The 17442-nt window shown below is 53.1% G+C and carries 15 protein-coding genes and 1 pseudogene; 11 read left to right on the top strand and 5 right to left on the bottom strand.

What is annotated here, in order from left to right; all coding sequences use genetic code 11:
• The first annotated feature begins 17 nt into the window (after positions 1–17).
• From gmtZ to HU725_RS08130, 9 genes and pseudogenes are all read left to right on the top strand, one after another.
• The gene (gmtZ, locus tag HU725_RS08170; protein ID WP_186476802.1) at positions 18–4025 is read left to right on the top strand and encodes a gamma-mobile-trio integrase GmtZ; all 4008 of its coding nucleotides are present in this window, start codon (positions 18–20) and stop codon (positions 4023–4025) included.
• Entirely contained in the window at positions 4025–4618 is a 594-nt protein-coding gene (gmtX, locus tag HU725_RS08165) for a gamma-mobile-trio protein GmtX (RefSeq protein ID WP_186476801.1), read from the top strand. The genes gmtZ and gmtX overlap by 1 nt, the downstream gene beginning before the upstream one ends.
• Before the next feature lie 296 nt (positions 4619–4914).
• On the top strand, positions 4915–5397 hold the full coding sequence (gene greB, locus HU725_RS08160) for a transcription elongation factor GreB (RefSeq protein WP_186476800.1): 483 nt from the start codon (positions 4915–4917) through the stop codon (positions 5395–5397).
• Between the two features lie 155 nt (positions 5398–5552).
• Positions 5553–6014, top strand: coding sequence for a hypothetical protein (locus tag HU725_RS08155; RefSeq protein ID WP_186476799.1), 462 nt, complete (start codon positions 5553–5555; stop codon positions 6012–6014).
• A 91-nt stretch (positions 6015–6105) separates the two neighbouring features.
• Positions 6106–7039, top strand: a pseudogene (locus HU725_RS08150) (bacteriophage abortive infection AbiH family protein).
• A 94-nt stretch (positions 7040–7133) separates the two neighbouring features.
• The gene (locus HU725_RS08145; RefSeq protein ID WP_186476798.1) at positions 7134–8582 is read left to right on the top strand and encodes an alpha/beta hydrolase; all 1449 of its coding nucleotides are present in this window, start codon (positions 7134–7136) and stop codon (positions 8580–8582) included.
• A 340-nt stretch (positions 8583–8922) separates the two neighbouring features.
• Entirely contained in the window at positions 8923–9321 is a 399-nt protein-coding gene (locus HU725_RS08140) for a hypothetical protein (protein WP_186476797.1), read from the top strand.
• A complete protein-coding gene (locus HU725_RS08135; protein WP_186476796.1) occupies positions 9318–9581 on the top strand; it encodes a hypothetical protein in 264 nt (87 codons plus the stop codon). The genes HU725_RS08140 and HU725_RS08135 overlap by 4 nt, the downstream gene beginning before the upstream one ends.
• A 38-nt stretch (positions 9582–9619) precedes the next feature.
• Complete coding sequence (locus HU725_RS08130; protein ID WP_186476795.1) at positions 9620–10312, top strand: hypothetical protein; 693 nt, start codon at positions 9620–9622, stop codon at positions 10310–10312.
• A gap of 7 nt (positions 10313–10319) precedes the next feature.
• Here HU725_RS08130 and HU725_RS08125 read toward each other — a convergent pair whose 3' ends face one another.
• Positions 10320–11828 (bottom strand): hypothetical protein, encoded by a 1509-nt coding sequence (locus tag HU725_RS08125; protein ID WP_186476794.1) that lies wholly within the window; start codon positions 11826–11828, stop codon positions 10320–10322.
• Positions 11829–12270: 442 nt separating this feature from the next.
• Complete coding sequence (locus HU725_RS08120; protein WP_437180326.1) at positions 12271–13539, bottom strand: RES family NAD+ phosphorylase; 1269 nt, start codon at positions 13537–13539, stop codon at positions 12271–12273.
• Between the two features lie 119 nt (positions 13540–13658).
• Here HU725_RS08120 and HU725_RS08115 point away from each other — a divergent pair, with 119 nt between their 5' ends.
• Positions 13659–14423, top strand: a complete 765-nt coding sequence (locus HU725_RS08115; RefSeq protein WP_186476792.1) for a hypothetical protein — start codon at positions 13659–13661, stop codon at positions 14421–14423.
• Positions 14424–14587: 164 nt separating this feature from the next.
• Here the strand turns inward: HU725_RS08115 and HU725_RS08110 are convergent, their stop codons facing one another.
• The 3 genes from HU725_RS08110 to HU725_RS08100 all read right to left on the bottom strand — a co-directional run bounded on the left by HU725_RS08110 (position 14588) and on the right by HU725_RS08100 (position 16668).
• On the bottom strand, positions 14588–15316 hold the full coding sequence (locus HU725_RS08110) for a metallophosphoesterase family protein (RefSeq protein ID WP_186476791.1): 729 nt from the start codon (positions 15314–15316) through the stop codon (positions 14588–14590).
• Between the two features lie 85 nt (positions 15317–15401).
• On the bottom strand, positions 15402–15593 hold the full coding sequence (locus HU725_RS08105) for an MbcA/ParS/Xre antitoxin family protein (protein ID WP_186476790.1): 192 nt from the start codon (positions 15591–15593) through the stop codon (positions 15402–15404).
• Between the two features lie 637 nt (positions 15594–16230).
• On the bottom strand, positions 16231–16668 hold the full coding sequence (locus HU725_RS08100) for a DUF6957 family protein (RefSeq protein ID WP_186476789.1): 438 nt from the start codon (positions 16666–16668) through the stop codon (positions 16231–16233).
• Positions 16669–16938: 270 nt separating this feature from the next.
• Here HU725_RS08100 and HU725_RS08095 point away from each other — a divergent pair, with 270 nt between their 5' ends.
• The gene (locus HU725_RS08095) at positions 16939–17442 is read left to right on the top strand and encodes a helix-turn-helix domain-containing protein (protein WP_225915520.1); all 504 of its coding nucleotides are present in this window, start codon (positions 16939–16941) and stop codon (positions 17440–17442) included.

Raw genomic sequence — 17442 nt, 5'->3', positions numbered from 1 at the left:
TTACCGGAGCACCTCAAATGGCCAAGAAAAAGAATTTTTACCCAACATTCGAAGAAGCACGCGAAGCCTGCATTCGCTTGAAAATCACAACTGTTGCAGACTATAAAAAGCGCCGCACGGAGGATCCTCGCCTGCCGAGCGCCCCTCATGAATACTATCCAGAAGAATGGCGTGGCCATTTGCATTTCATCGGGCAAGCCGAACCCGAAACCCACACCTTTGAAGATGCCAAGTGCGCAGTCTTGAAACTTGGTATTACCTCGTCTGCTGAATATTCAAAACTTTACAAAAGAGACTTCAAACTCCCTTCTCGACCAGACCAAACATACATTTCTGACTGGAAGGGCTGGATTGATTTTCTCGACAAAGAGCAAAAATATTCAGATTATTATGAGGCACGCGCAATCGCACGCTCTTACCATTTCCGTACTGCGTCGGACTATCGAGACACCTGCATCGATATTGACCCACGCTTCTATGCTGCTCCTCAGCTTGCCTATAAGGAATGGAATGGATGGAACGACTACCTGGGACTGGGCAAGGAAGCTCTCCTCAAATACGAAGATGCGCGAGACCTGGTACGAAACGCAGGCATAACAACTCGGGCGGCCTACATTAAATTGAGAGCAGAGAATCCTCGGCTCCCTGCGGGCCCTGAGTCTACCTACAAGAAAATGTGGCACGGGTGGTTGCATTTTCTGGGGCTGGCTCGAAAACCCTACGAACACTATCATGAAGCCCAGGCTGCCGTGCGGGCGCTCGGTATTGCCACTAAAGGCGAATATCATGCATGTTTCTCTGAAGATACTCGCCTCCCCCCATCGCCAGATAGAACGTATTCCAACTGGAAAGACTGGGAAGACTTCCTGGCCGGGCAACCAAAGTATCCCACTATCGAAGAAGCCACTGCTGCCGTTCGCAAGCTCGGGATCGATGTCAAAAATGATTATCTGACCCGCTTCAGCGAAGACCCCATGCTCCCCAAAAGGCCAGACATCTTTTATCAGCGAGCATGGCCTAAGACCGGCTGGCGCGCTTTCCTTTTTGGCGCATTCTACCCAACGATGCGCGCGGCAGCGGCCGCCGCACGTGGCCTGGGCGTTGTTTTAATTACCGATTATGCGCGGCTTCGGCACGGAGACCCAAAACTTCCCGGCGCTCCACATGACGTGTATAAGGATTACACCACTTGGGCCGATTTTATCTTGCCCGAGAAATGCTCCACCCTTGAGGAAACCAAATTTGCTGTAAAGTATCTTGGCATCAAAGACAGCAAAGAGTATCGAGAAAAACAACCGAAACACCCGTGCCTTCCTGCGAACCCGGATCGGAGTTTCCCTCACGACTGGATAGACTGGTTTGATCTATGCGACATGATCAAGCCATACTCTTACGAGGAAGTCGTTGTAAAACTTCAGCCGCTCGGCCTTAACTCTGCACTAGAGTACAAGGCCCACATTATTGAAACTGGCGACAATCGTTTTCCACTCGCACCTGACAAGGTATATGATGATGCGTGGATCAACTGGACTTCTTTCCTTGGAAAAACAGAGCCTTATACTATTTCGACCTTGCGTGCGCCTTATGAGCAGTGGCAACCGGCAATCGTAAAGTTCTTACGCAGTGTCAGGGGCGCTTCGACCAAAGAGAACTACATTGTCCGCTACGTTCGCGACTTTCTCGCCCCCAGGAAAATCGGTCGCCATCCAACGGACATTTTCACATCAGACCGCTTCAACACCGATGAATTTAAATTCTATATCACCACCCTAAAGGAAACGCTGCAGCGCAAGGTGGTTAACGCGCTCAAGGAATTTTCTGAACACTATATTAGTAGCAATTTGAGCATTGAGTGCGAAGATACCCGCGAACGTATCATGATTGAGGGAGCCCGGGATCCATTCATGGTAATCAACCCGGCAATCGCACCTAGTTTCCAGCCAAGTGAAACCGTCAAACCTTGCCTGGCGTTCCACCACGTAGCAGGGTTGCGAGACTGGATTATTCCCCCTACTGCTCAGAGTTTCTCAGACCTCACCCACCTGCATGAGTTTGAGGCTGACTGGTATGAAATCGAGGAGAACCTGATTGATCCTGACGACCCTAACTGCGTCTACAAGTTCGTCAACGGAAAGTGCCGTATCTGGTTCCCGGGCGCCTGGATGCATACTTACGCCCTTGCCTCAGTCCCGTTGCGCGGTTTTCAGATTGCCTACGTTGACTCCGGGGAGGGTGACCAAGAAATCCCTGTCATTCGTGATGGTAAAATTGAATGGATTAACAACACCAACCGGATCAAGGGTAAGCCCAAGCCACAGGGATTCATCAAGAGATATGAAGACGATGAAATTGGCATGTATATCACAACTAACAAAACTTCACGCAAGCGCCCAACCTATAACGTCCCCTGGATGCCAGCAGCACTCGGCTTGTGGTGTATCCGGTTAAGGGAATGGCAAACAAAGTACAATCCAATACACAGGGCTATGCCTTGGATTGAGTGCCGTCATACAAACTACTCAGAAAATGATCTTCTAGCCAAGGGGAGCAATTGCTTCCTATTCCGGGAGCTTGGAGCAGAAGAATGCAGCGGGAGCTTCTCCCCTAGGCTTCACAATCGTATCGCCATCGCTCTTTATAACTCACAGCCTCAAAGTGTCGAACTGGCAACACTAAACGGCAACCCGAACGGAGTCACTTCCTACACATCTATTTATACTCCTCACACCATGAGGGTCAGCCTGATTACCGCCTATGTTATGGACGAGCGTATTCCTATGGAAATGATCGTTAAGATCGTAGGCCACAGCTCTGTTGTCATGACTATGTACTACGTGAAAATCAATGAAAAAATGATGCGGCTGAAATTTACGGAGGCAGAGAAGCGGGCTCTGTCCTCCCAAGCTAAAGAGGACTGGCAGAAAATCCAACAGGGTCGCACCGAGCAGGTGCGCCATGCATTGATCACAAACAATTCTGAAGCCATTACTCGATTTGTAGGAAGTTTAGCGCCAGGCAGTACATTGTTCAGAGATTACGGACTATGTCCCTATGCTGCTGATCGTTGCCATGACGGCTTCTTGGCAGAAGTCGGAAAGTGGACATACGTGCCTGCGGGCTACCTTGGAAGTGAGAACTGCATTCGCTGTAGACATTTCATTACTGGGCCAGTTTTCTTGGGCGGCCTGCTATCTCTGAGCAATGAGATCTCGCTTGCGGCAAAGTTCCAGTTTGACCACATCCATGATATGGAAGAGCTCAACTACGATTTGGAGCAGCGCGCCAAAAAATGCAGGGAAGAGCAGAGTGACATTGAAAATGCGGGTGGGACTTACGATACCACAGAGCTAGATGAACTTGAATCTCAGATCAATGGCAACTATGGACAAATTTCCACTGCTTCCCGGACGGCGGACATGTATCTGTCGGACATGAATGGAATCAAGCGACTAGTGGAACAGTGCCAAGCCGCCCTCAACGAACAGGTTGACAACGACCATGCTTCGAACGCCACTCAACTTATCATTCAAGAAGAACATGAGGTAATTTTTGCCTTTGAGGAAACATCCTTTTTCCAACAGTTGAGCGAGGTCTGCGAAAATGCTCAGATCTACGTCTCAGCCAAAGCCGACCTGGCGCTCACGACACGCTCTCAGCACTTGGATCGACTTCTGCAACTGAACGAGCTTCAGCCGACATTCTTCCGGCTGGACAAGCGGCAGCAATTGGTCATCGGCAATCAGGCTACCCAGTTCCTGCTTTCACGCCTGGGATCATGGGACAACCTGGACGCAGTTGTAGATGGACGATTGCTGATGCGCGATCTTCCAGAAAACCAAAGGCTCACCACGCAATCCTTCGAAATGCTACTGAAGGGGGAGAAAGCCAGCGCGGTGCTCACCTACGCTCTCGAAAATGATAGCGCTCAACGAGCACGCAATACCCAAGACGCGGGTGTGATCGAATATACGTTCGAGCAGGTGGACAAATCGGTAGTTCTGCAATCGCATGAGGAGTATGCCTGATGACTCCCGAAGAGCTCTTGGCAGAGCTTAAAGCCACCAGCAAACCCCGCACGCACAAAACGCTCGATGCTGTTTACATGGCATGCAAGGAGCAACGCGAGCGCGGCAGCACCGATTTCAGCTACGCGATGATTTCTCGCGTTGGCAAGGCATACGGCGTCCCGGCAACACAGAGCTTGCATAATGCCAGCGGAGCCAACTACCGCGCATTGATCGACTCGTTTGCACCCAAAGTAGGGCCTAAAGAGCCCAAAGCTACCGGCCCGTACGGCTGGATTGAAGCGCTACCAGCGGGGGAAACGAAGCTCTTGGCCAAGATGCTGCTGGCGGAGCTCAAGGCAGCACAACGGATAATCAAAGAGGTGCTGCCAAGTGATCGTGTGTTTGAAATCGACCTAAGGCAACAGCCGGCAGCACAGTTCAAGCTACTACCTGGAGAGCGACGAGCGTTGGAATACATCAGTTCTGAAGCCTTTTTCACCAAGCGCTCACTCACGCGGGGGCCACGAGGCGAGGTCTGCGGGCCAAACAACGAGGAGCTCTTCCGACCAGGTACGATGAATGCGATTGATAAGGCCTTGAAGCATCTCTAGCCTTCCGCCCCGCCGCGCTTGCGAGTTTCCCAGCTTGCCCCCCAAGACTGCGCCATTGACTGTGGTGCAGTTGACCTCCCCCCTCGCCACCGAGTTAGAGATCGATCATGAGCACTGCGTGAAGAGCCACCTTTGCTCATCGCACTCTGTCCTCTTCAGCATGATAGGCTCGTACGGAGGATAAATGGTGGCTCAATGCTCTCAGCTGAATGAGTACAGAGGTCACCATCATCATGCAGTTGTCGAGCGTCCGATAGAGGAGCGCTCGGCGCCCCGATTAACCATAGGAGCCGAGATTGGCCACCAACATCATCACCCGCGCAGGCCATAACGCCCTGAAGGCAGAGCTTGACCATCTCTGGCACACCTATCGCCCCGAGATCACTCAAAAGGTGACTTGGGCCGCCTCTCTTGGCGATCGGAGCGAGAACGCTGATTATCAGTACAATAAAAAATTGCTGCGCGAAATTGATCGACGCATTCGCTATCTGAGAAAGCGGCTTGAGGATATTCGCGTCGTTGACTACTCCCCGGAGCAAGAAGGAAAAGTATTTTTTGGCGCCTGGGTCGAAATCGAAAATGAGGGCGGTGAGAGCAAACGATTCAGGGTTGTCGGCTACGATGAGATCTATGGGCGAAATGACTACATCTCAATTGACTCCCCCATGGCTCGTGCGCTTTTGAAAAAAGAAGAAGGCGATGAGGTGGTGGTGCAGACGCCTACAGGCGAAGCAACCTGGTATATCGCAAGCATATCGTATGAACAGCGCACGTCCTAACAACCGTAACGACCATTACTCATCCGCTCTCCTGACTTCACTCAGCCAGGTAATCGGGAATGCATCGACTTGAGTTGCAACGAACCTAGGCGCCACTGGAAGCTTGAGTGAGTCCAGGCCTCTCGTGCCTGGACAGCCTTCCAACAGGAGTTGCTATGACCCGTCTCCGCTTTATCCCCACTGAACTGACACGCTTCCCATGCACGAACGAAGCTCTATTCGCCATTGCCCTCTGGCCCGTGCTGTTCGCGCTCGGCTGCTGGCGAACACCACAGATCGCGCAGTTTCTGAACGCCCAAGGCGTTGGAATTAGCATGTTGCAGGTCTTTCTGGCAGGCCTTGGCGCTTACCTGTTCCTTCTCGGGAAACACCGTATGCTCAACAACCGCTTCTTCGAGCGCCATACGATCGATATTGGCTGGTACCGCCGGCTTCAACAGGTTAACCAGGATATGGTTGCGGCAGGCCTGGCTGGCACCGATGCGCAAACGGTCGTGGCGATGGAGATGGCCCAGCTGCGTAAGAAACTGGGTTTCTTGGTCGATGCGGATAGTTTCTATCGCAGGCTTACCGTTTTGATTCGAGTACTGGGCTGGATACGCGGCAAGTTCAAGTAACTCAGTCAATTTACCCCTGAAAGCACAGTTCGGGCTCGCAGCACGGAGCCCGACATCTTCGATACACCAATAGGATGTTGGAGTACACGCCATGACCGTCGAGTTACCCACCCTCCCCCAGACTCTTTACATCATCGGGAACGGCTTCGATTTGAACCACCGCATGCCTACCGGATACAGGCATTTCAAAGCCTATGTGAAGTCACATGACCGTGACGTCTACGACTGGATGGAGGACTACGTGCCAGCGGGGGGAGCATTGGGCCGACCTGGAGGCGGCCCTGGCTGACCTAGACACCGACCACATCATCAACAGCCTCGAACATTTCATGGGATCGTACGCTGACGAGAACTGGAGCGACGCGGGTAATCACGACTTTCAATACGAAGTCGACCGAGTGGCCCAGGGATTGTCGGGAACGCTCCAAACACTCTTCGCCCAATGGGTCAGGACTATCGAGATTCCAGATGCACTCAGTGCGCAGAATCGCCTAGCAGAGCTGGACATCCATGCAACCTACCTGACCTTCAATTACACAGGTACATTGAGTAGCGTCTATCGCGTGCCTGGCTCCAACATTTTACACATCCATGGCGAATCGGCAGATGATGACTCTGACCTCATCCTGGGTCATGGCTGGGGCCCAGACGATCGGACTTCTCTATTCAAGGCAGTTGATCATGAAGACTCAGATCACCGCATTATTGAAGCCATGCAGTCCTTGGACGACTATTTTTCTGCGACCTTTAAGCCTTCGAGAGAAATCATCGAACGCAATGCCAATTTTTTCGCAAGCTTGAGCGATATCCAGCAGGTCGTGGTACTCGGCCATTCTCTTGATCCTGTGGATGGCCCTTACTTTGCTGCCGTGGTGGGTGCGCTGAAAGGCAGGTCAGTACCCTGGACAATTGCAGTGTTGCCTGATGATGACATAGAGGAAAAAATAGCCCGCCTTGAGGTGTTTGGCGTGTCCTCTGCGCAGATCCGCTATCGTTTCTGGAGCGATCTTCATGCTACTGCATGACGGGCAAGACTAGCGTCAGGCAGGTCTGGAGCAAGGTTGCCAACAGTGAGAATTGCGCTTTACAGTGACCGCTTCGCTCACCAAGGCTTGGATCATGGAACAGCCAAAACGGACTTTACACGAGCTCAAGATTGCACTTGCCATCCTTCGAATAAACGCAATTGCTGGGTCTTCCCGCTATCGGGTGATCAGCTCAAGTGCGCTGTTTCTCTGCTGGAGGAACAGCCCATCTGACACCCTGGTTGAGGTGCTCCGGGCCCGTATCACTGGACGATACGCACAGAACACCTTTGAAGGCCTCCTGAAAAGGGTTGATGACATCAGCATTGGACGAAGTGCCGCTGATGTAGAGGCATTTCTGAGCGCCCGGCTGCCCAGCGCAGCCAGTATTTCGTCAGCAGTCAGAAATACTGAGTACAAGAGGGCTCTGGAGGAAGCTGTCAATATTCCACAGGAGCTTCACCCGCCCCAGGAACGTGGGATGACCTCCAGAGGGGTAAAAGACGACTCGTTGTACGACTACAGCGCCTCAATTTCCTACCGCCGGGAACCTGCGCAACAGATTTACACGACCTATCCAATCTATTACGGGACGGATCGTCTGCAGGAGCCTGGCCGTACCGTGAAATTTGGTGGCTTCAGAGGCGATGGCACAATCGCCTACGGCGTCGCTGAGGTCTCTGTCCCTCATATCCACCGTGAGGGCAAGCTTGAACGACCATGGTTGTGGCCTACCCAGACCAAGGGCAATCCCAACAAACACATCGTCATCCACAGCAATGAGCTCCTGGCGTTGGACGCATGGTTCACAAGCGCCAAGGATTACCTGAGCCAACAGGGTATAGGTCAAGATCCCTCCAAGAAAGAAGGCCTCCTTTTCATCCACGGGTATAACGTCGGCTTCGATGCCGCGCTCTGGCGTGCGGCGCAACTCTGTCACGACCTAAAATTCCCAGGCCTGATGCTGTGCTTCTCGTGGGCATCACTGGGAACGCCGGGCGGCTACCCCACTGATGAAGCGACGGTAGATTGGTCAGCAGGCAATCTCAGGCAGTATTTGACGCATGTGACAGAGCAGCTTGGGTTGTCAGCTCTGCATATCGTCGCACACAGCATGGGTAACCGAGCGCTCCTGTCGGTTCTAGAAAGCTGGAAGCACGAGCCTGGCACTACACCCATCCACCAGGTCATTCTAGCGGCGCCAGACGTGGATACCAGCCGGTTCAAACAATTTGGACAGGCCTTTGAGACCTTTGAGCAAGTAACGCTCTACGCCTCCCGGCATGATAGAGCGATTGCGGCATCTAGATTCGTTCACAGCTACTCCCGGGCTGGGGACGCCCGCCCCCCACTGGTCATGAATTCCTTGGCCACTGTAGACGTGTCTGCTGCGGGCAGGGACATGTTTGGCTTAGGCCACAGCTACATCGCCACGGTATCAAAGGTGTTCCGAGACTTGTTCTACGTCGTCAGGCACCGGCACAAGCCTGATCAGCGGGCGGGCATCATTAAGCGAGACGAAGGTTACTGGGAGCTCACATAGCCCGAACACCGTGGCCCGATGGCCATCACCCTGGATCAGCAATAAATGATCCAGGGATACCGAGCTCCTTCTGATTCCCACAGTTCAAAGCGCCCTGCAGAGCTGATCGAGTGTCGGAATGGGGTGAATCGCTGGCATTGCTTGCAAAGCTTCTATTCCGGGCCTTTCGTCCACTTCTTTGCTCAAAAAAACGTTGATTCGGTTTGCCGAGCCATCATAATGACACCCTCAAAGCCGATCCTGGCAGCTGAGCTTGCCTGCTGCTCAGTACTGAGTCCTTGCCATGCTCTATACGAAAAGCCTTGAGACTCGGTGATGCTGCGCTGAAAGCAGCCTCGGAATGCTCATTTCAATCCGTGAAGTCGAGCGCCACTCCGACCGTGCCTCGGCTGTTTGTGCCTTGCCTGATCTTCGCCTCAAGATTTTTGAGTCAGACCCTAGGGCGAGTGAACATTTGAAGGATAACCTCATGAGTCAAGATGACGATCTCTCCCACTCGTTAAGAATGCTGTTCGGGCTTCCACCTGCGGAGCCTACTCCGTCGCAGCTGGCCAGCATAAAACTTGCGATTGCGCGCATCCAAGAAAGTGGCCGCAACCCAACCAAAGAGGACTGGGAGCGAGCGGTGCAGGCTAATTGCCGGCACGTTGGTGAAGCCAGCTACTCAGGTATAGACAATTCATCCCTAAGGACACTGCTCGCTATGGCGATAGCGAACGCAAAGGAAAATAGAAAATGACTACAGACCCGCTAACTTCCCTCAAAGGATACATCCAGAGCACCCTCATGCCGATTGGCTGGAATCCTACTCAAGCTCAACTGGAGGATCTGGCAAGGGAGCTCGCCGCTCACGACGACTTGAGCGCGCCAGATGTGTCCGAGATCTTTTCCCGCCATTTTCCAGGCCTCTCGTTTGTCGGCCTAGAAGGCCTTGACAACTCCAACTACCGGATGCTGCTGAGCCTTGCCCTGGCCAATGCAAAGCCTAAAGCTAAATGAATGCGGAGCAAGAGGTAGTCAAAATACGCGGTGAGCTAATGGAGCTCTACAACACCGCGCAGATGGCGCTCAAGGACTACACTTTGACCCCTCCAGCCGAGCCAACAGCCAAGTTGGCGGCCTTGGTCAACTACCAAAGTAAAGCGACAAATTGCTTCAACAGTGCTGAAAATTTTGTGGGAAACAGCGAGCTGCTTGGCGCAAGAAAAAGCCCCCATTGGGCGCAAGGATACGCTGAAGATTGCTATGCGCTGTTAGAGGCAATGCCCGAGCATTTTGAGTTGCTAAGAGAAGAATTCAAAAATCTTGAGTTGCCCCCCACGGCAAGCTGCGAACCTGGCTCGACAGCATTTGCCAATATGCAAAGAATTGTCGGCCTCTACCTTCCCGACAAGAAAGACCAGCTCTACACGATCTTCAAAGATAACAAGCTTCCGGTGTACGGATTTGAGAATGAGGCAAAGGATTTCATGAATTCAGATAAATTATGGGCGTTCATATTTGGCGTTATCTTTGTCAGCATCATGTTGCTGATCGCCCTCTTTGTTAGCAATCCCACTGCTTTCCAGTACAAGGTTTTTCAGACTGTTCTGGCCTTGGCGGGCGCCGGTGTTGGCGCAAGGTTGCCGGGTTTCATTGAGGTCAAGGCAAAAGGATTCTTGCGTGCTGGTGGCGCTCTCGCTGTTTTTGCACTGGTCTATTTCTGGAACCCAGCAGCATTGGTGGTGTAAAGATAAACTAGGCGCCTGCCCCCCGCGTTGCCGCAATCACAGCTCTCGCCTGGAGCGGCAACAACGCAACGAGATCTTCATATTCTGGAAGCAGAATTTGAGAAAGCATCTGATAGTACTCGCGACGCGCTGAGAAAAAATGCACGAGCAGATCGTGCTGAGCAATCCCAGTAGCATCGAAAAGTATATCCATCTGCACCTTCTCATCAGTCCGAACTGTAACCCTCCACAAAAACCGAGGCAGATCCACGAAGAAGCATGCCGAGTACTCTGTTGCCGAACCGAAGTATTCATCTCGGACAGAGGTTTTGTAATCTCCGGCGGTGGTGAGAAAAATATCCCATTCCGCTTCGCCACATTCGACTTTGGAGTCTGATATCTCACGCATAAACTCAAGCACGCTGCTTAGCGCAGCCATCGAGTCATGGATGAGAGAAAAGGGAATTCGTATCTTTTCATACAGTGGAAACAGTATGAAATCCGGAGTCGCAAACGCGCGTTCTGACCAGCTACTCGTCAACCCCTTAAGGGCGAACTCTCCCCCCATTTGTGAAGGAGTAGGAAGAGTTGCCCAGCCCATCCGGGAGAATGGGCCTGTTTGATCATCATGGACGTACAGCTTGTCGATTCGGCTGGATCGCAGATTGAAATCGATTGGACTTTCAATCCTGGCATCGGCTGCACTCAATGAAAAGCCAGTGACCGCAACCGCATGATTACCGATGATGCGATCTTCATGATCCTCATAGCTAGTCATCTTAAACGCGAGGATAGAGGGTATTTTCCCCTTCAGGTACGCGTACACAATACTATTTAAATGATACGGGGTACCTGCGCTGACGACAAAAGGCTCCAATCCAACGCCTTTAATGGCATGCGCCATTTGTCTTGCTGTCAGCCCGCTGTTAGGGAATGCCCGAGCCCCGGCGGATAACAAGTTCTCAGGAAGCTGATCACCTGCCCAGCGAGTGATTTCTACCGGTGCAGGTATGTGATGCTGAAAAAGTTTACCTGTGCCCTGTAAGCATGTCCATAACGCACTTGTAGCGCACGCAGCAACAACGGTGTCCTGCTCTTGATAGGCAAGACTTACAACCTCAAGCTGAATGCCAAACAGGTTAACAGCGTAGGCGCGCAGACTGGGGAATGAGCGCCGCCCATTATCACTGTCGTAGGTCTTCAGGCATGTCCTACCAATAATAGTGACCGGTAAAGGCTTTACTACTATAAATCCGAGGTAGCTTTCTTGCAGGTCAATTTCCGATTCATCACCTGGGCGCGAGAGTATCTTCGCTTTTAAATCACACGCGCCAAATGTCGATTTAAAAAAATGCAGACGTGTGGTGCGCCGGGCATAATTATGGAAGCATCTGTCGTAGTAAGCTGCATAGTCCTGCAGGTAGTCCCGGTCTACGTAGTCTTTTTCCACGATGATGGTTTGCGCACCCAGCGTGTCAAAATACCCTCTGAAGTACTGGACATGCCTTTTGGCGGCGACATCCTCAGCAGATGCCAACCCACCCCCACCAACAAGGCACTTGAGTAGGTTGTCAGCAGAATAAGGAAGAAGAGTAAATCCCAAAGGGTTGACGCCGACTGAATCAGATGGTGCTCAAAGGTTTATCGAGCGATTCGCGGGAGACCATGCGGCTCTTATCCATTTCAGCTAGCTTTCGGAGCGTGCTCTGAAGCGCTTCCCGCATACCAGATTTAGCCTCGGGCGTACTCACCCACGCGATCATCGAAGCAGGGAGCTCGCAGGAACTCGGAGCAGCGCTGATCACGACACTTGGCTTGTAGGTGCTAGGCATAATTAATGCTCACAGAAGGTGCAGTCCTTCGGTAATGCTAACGGAGATGACGAATGTACGTCAACGTAGATCATCCCGAAGCGCGCCTTCCAGGCCCTCTCATCGCAGGCCCCTTCCCCAGACAAGCGCTCCTCGGCCTCCTGCACTTCACCATTCCGTCTCCAAAACCTTCGCTTTAGGCCGATCATCCTCCAGCTCCAAGTCGCTTGTGCCATAGCAAACCTTCTCAATGCGGTGATGCATGAGGCTACCTTCGACGTACTCGATGCGCGGTGCGTTGGATGACCTAGGCCCCAGGATCCCCATGGTGCCCTTCAGCTTCCAAATCGTCGGGCCTGGCGAGCATGCCGCATGCGAAAACAGGACAATATTGCTGCCACCCTTGTCCTGCACCGACTTGAAGATCACGCCATCCAGTTGCGGTTTGCAGTAAGTCGCGAGGTACTCGGCGATGACTTGGGGGATGAGGTAATTGCGCTCCATACCTGGCAATACAGGAACCGTCATCTCATCATGGAGATACCTCAGAAATTCCTGCCGCCCGCTCTTCTGGAAGTATTTTGGATCGAAGAAGCTGGGTACCGGCCCGAGATCGGCGGTCTCAAAACGCCCAAAGTCCAACACCCTGACAGACTGATTCAACCGGAACTCCCCACTCACCACCGCTCCGCCAACCGGAGGCCGCAACTCGGCCACGCAGGTTTTGCGAGCGAACGCTCCATAGAACGCAGGGACGCCCGCTGGATTCATCCTGCCCTCACCTGCTTTGTCCTTGGGAGGCGCAGCGAGTTTGCTCGCCGGGTCTGCGGTGACTTCAGCAACACTCTCGGGCGTCATGCAGGTGCGTGCGCGATAAATGGGCGGGACGTTTTCGGGACTGAGAACCCGAACTACCGCATGCTCCTCTGACGACGCTGAATAGCTGCCGAGGTCTTTGAAAATCCAGTCAAGGAAGGCCTTCGCGCTGTCATTGAAGAAGCGCTTACCATGCTTGAGACCGTCTTGAAACGCGCCCCACTCATGCCCGAAATGGTCTGGTCGGAACGGTGACCGCTCATACTTGATGTCATCGTGGAAGTCTTTGAGATTGGTGCAGACGGCTTGGACTATCCGCTCAATGTTGTCACACCCAAAAAGCTCACTAACCCAGTACTCGACGTAATCTCCCCCTTGAGAGTCAACAACGCCGTCCGGGCCCCAGCGACGGACAAATTCGCCTTCATGGATGTAGCGTTTGAGAATGGACTCGACGCGATCAACAATCTGCGCAAGCGGTACGCATCTACGCTTTGACTGGCAGAGGCTGCATTGTGTGGAGGTGCCGTTGCGTCTGATCTGCCCACCGAGAAACGGGTCAATCACGCACTTATAACAAACCGTCAAATCACCCATGGTGCCCCTATCGTCCTCTCGCACAGTGATGGCAAAGTACATCCTCCAAGGGCCCGCATGATCGCTGATGTTTCCCGCCCATCCAACTACTGCTTCTTCGCGGGCCGGAACGCCCCGAGCCCACAGGGGGTATAGGACAACGAATGAGCTCCACTAAAGAATACGCATTCGAGGTTGAACAGGAACGATGCCTGGCCTGGATCAAGCGTCAACACGGCATGGACATCGATCCCTCCGAGGATCCTGAGACCTGGGAGCGCTTGAGCGCTGAATACTCGTCAGCGATGGAGGCTGACGCTGAAGAGGCTGAGTACCGATGGCTCGGGCGACACTCGCATAACGAACTCTTCAGCGAATTCTCCAGGGAGCTGGCTACCGCGAGTGATCTCCTCGAACTCAATCAGGACGCCCCTAAAGCACAGACCGTTTACAAACTCGTCTACGCCCATGCGGTGACGCTACTCGAATCGCTGATTAGCTCGGTCGTTCGCAGGCTGATCGTGCACTATGAACCGCTCATGATAAATGTGGCGACACGCTACGAAGAGCTGAGCAAGAAGAAATTCACGCTCAAGGAGATTGTGCTACAGCCTAAAGGGGTGGAAAGCATCGTGCTGAAGACGCTGACAGAGCTTTCCTTCCACAATCCAGCAACCATCAAAACCGTGATGGACGCAATGTTTGGCAAGCACATGTCTGGGCTAAAGCTGGATGACATCAGCCCTATCTGCATCAAGCGCCACGACATCGTGCACCGCAACGGTCGAACAGTAGACGATGAGCCGATTGTAATTGGTGCTGCCGAAGTGCGCCACGCCATCGTGGCTATCCGGGACTTTTCGACGGATTTGAAGCGGCGAATCTACAGTGCAGTTCATGAACTGGAGCAGCAGGATTCACCTTTTTAGTAGCTTACTCAAGCAACCTCCGCGCTTAGGGGCGGCAACCCCAAAGTACCTGCTTAGCCTACTGAGAAGCAGCCGTTTCCGTTGATGCCGCCCTCAAAGGCCTCCCGAGTGATGCCCAAAATAAACTTCCTACTCCGTATGTATTCGTCATGCTCACCGCCTCATCAAAATTCAATACAGAAATCCGGTAAGAACCCCGTACGCTCACCCGGGTATCCACGTGGGTTCGAAACCAATCGGCATCCAGATACGACGGTATCGACTGCATGATGCGTGTGGCCAAATACCCAAGCGTCAGCCTGAGCCACCAGGTCATGCCATTGGTTAAAGTAAGCCGCACCAAGGTGCCCCTCATGATCGGTGCCTGCCACTTCCTGGATGGGGCAGTGATGAGTCACTACCAACGTCTTGCCGTCGAACTCCTTCGCTAACTCATTCGCCAAGAATTCACGAGTGGTGATATTCCGTGCAATTAGATCAACAGGGCGAAGCTTGCTGTAGCTCTCACCGATGCGAATGCGCTTGAAGTCGTTCATCCACTCCGCACACACCCTCATCGCAGCCCTGTAGTCCCCAGTCGCGGTGAAATCTGTCCAAGCAGTTGCTACCAAAAATCTGGTGTCGCCGATGATCAACGTTTGGTTGTCCAGGATGTGCACATGTTCTGCAGCCGCATCGCGCATCTTGGCCAACGTTCGATCAATGTGGCCTTTGTAGAACTCATGGTTGCCACTGACGTAGATCACTGGGCACTTGAACGCCTCATTCGCCCAAGCGACTCCGCGACTACGTACCGAGATGTCGCCTGCCAGCACCACCAGATCGCATTGCGTCATAGGAGGCTGGAAGTCCGCGAACTCCAGGTGCAGATCTGAGTAAATCAAAATTTTCATCGGGTCAGCAGGTTCCTGTTCGACGCTGATCGCCTCTCCGCTGCACCCCAATAGCGAACATTCTCAATGCGGTGATGCATGCTGGTCAGCAGCAGTAGCCGTGAGCAATCCGCTCCAGGGTCTGCATGACCAGACGATAGCCAGCCTCCTCACGCGCAAGCTCCAGCGCCGAGCGGCCATCAAATGCTGCCCGGGGTAGCGACAACCAAACGGCAGCTTTGGCTCTGTCACCAAACACCTGCTCAGCCCGCAGCCAGAGGCGCTCAATCCAATCCATAGGTGATCTCCCAGCCCAGGGGGTGTCGGTCGTTCAGGATCGCCTAACACGAGTTAGCGAAGCGTGCCATGCGATGCCTGGCTGAAGTGAAATTCCTCATTTCCCGCTCACCCTGAAGCTCACTCTTTTAAGTTCCAGCTCCGGCGGGAAGCCTCAATGAACAAAGCCTAGATTTTCCTTCCCATTGCTTGCCGCCCAGTCGCATATGACGTAACAGCTATTCATGGTATGGACGACCAAGTAACCCCGCCGCTCTTCAGTCTTCATAATTATTGATGTGCAAACTGTCGACCCATCAGCAAACCGCTTACGGTCGTCGCCAAAAATCACGCCGATCATGTACGCCTCCCCCTCCCCGTACTGCACAGAAGATAGGTATGCCGTTACGGTCACGTCGAACTGCGTGTCCATGGCTTTCGCGACACTGCTCGGTATCGCGGCGCAGTCACTCCAAGCCGGCTTATTAGTAAACGGCGGAACTCTAACCTTACTCACCCTGAAAATTTCCTTTAATAGTTACTGCCCCGACGCCAAAAACCGGTCTCCCGACTGAGCACTGATTCTCAGCGCAGAGAAACGACTATTGGAGCTAGCTGCCCCGTTGAATGACCAGGGAGGAAAACGTCACCTGCAGGTGTTACAGATCGTGCACCAGCAATCCTGCGGCACTTCGAATGTCGGGATTTTTCAACGCGGCCACCGCGGGCTGACTCACATATTTGCGTCCTCCAGGGCCGGCAAGCACCACCAAGACATCCCCGGTTTCAAACAGGCAGCCGTAGAATTCCCGCTCGTAATCGGTCACCAGACCGTCCCCCGCGGGAATGCATTCTCGGTTATCAAAGACCACGTTGTGGGCGTAGAGAATGGTGGGCTGACGCCCCTCTCCTTCGATCTCAGCGCGCATGCCCTCGGCCAGCAAAACATCCAGCAACAACCACTGCCTCACCACACAAACTGCACGGTCGGAAAAGTCCTCTTGAACGATCCTAATGAGGTCGCCATCGCTGAGGCTCGACCCATTAAGATTCCGTGCCTCCCCGTACAGGATGTCTGCAATTAGAACTGATTCCACCGCCTTCCTCGCTTACTCCAACGCACAGCCAAACCGCCTCGACATGATGATTCGGACAAGAAATGATCAATTTTCATCGTTGATGGATAGCTAACAGGCCAGGCAGAGAGCGGGCCGAAGCTTGCTACTCCATGACGCTACTCATTTACGATTTAGAGATATATTGGAGAGCCCCCTCCGGGTAGGGCCTGCGGTCAGGGGGCTACCCCCAAATACACCCGAGGCCGACAGAGCCACCTGCCTCCCACAATAATGAATATATACATTTGAGTGAGCGCACGCAAACGCGGCATACCCTCCGCTTTTATCAGGGCGGATGAAATGAGTCTTCGAGATGCCTTTGCGGCCGTGCTCCAGCTTCTGCGAGAGCAGCAGCAGCTTTCGCAATACGATGTCGCTGGGGGTGTGACCCAGTCACACATCAGTCGACTGGAAGGCTTGAAATCTAATGCCACTCTGGAAACCAGCCAAGAGCTCGCCAAAGCGCTGAACTTGCATCCGATCGCTTTCCTGGCGCTCGTGCACGCTGCTGATGAGCAGAAAACAGCGAGGCAAATGCTGGAGCAAGCGCTCGACCAGTTGGAGCGCATGGAGCTGATCGATGCGCCACTCCCCGCCGAGCCAATCAAGCAAGCACATCCTCGCACCAGGAGCGCTGAGGCGGTTTTGTTGAAGGTTCAGGCACTGAAGGCTGAGGGCAAGACTCAATCGGAGGCCATGGCGTTGCTGGACTTACCTAGATCCACTCTGAGCCGTTACTGGAGAAAATGCTAA

The organism is Pseudomonas promysalinigenes (assembly GCF_014269025.2).
GTDB classification, from domain to species: Bacteria; Pseudomonadota; Gammaproteobacteria; order Pseudomonadales; family Pseudomonadaceae; genus Aquipseudomonas; species Aquipseudomonas promysalinigenes.
This window is presented reverse-complemented; position numbering and strand designations above follow the sequence as displayed.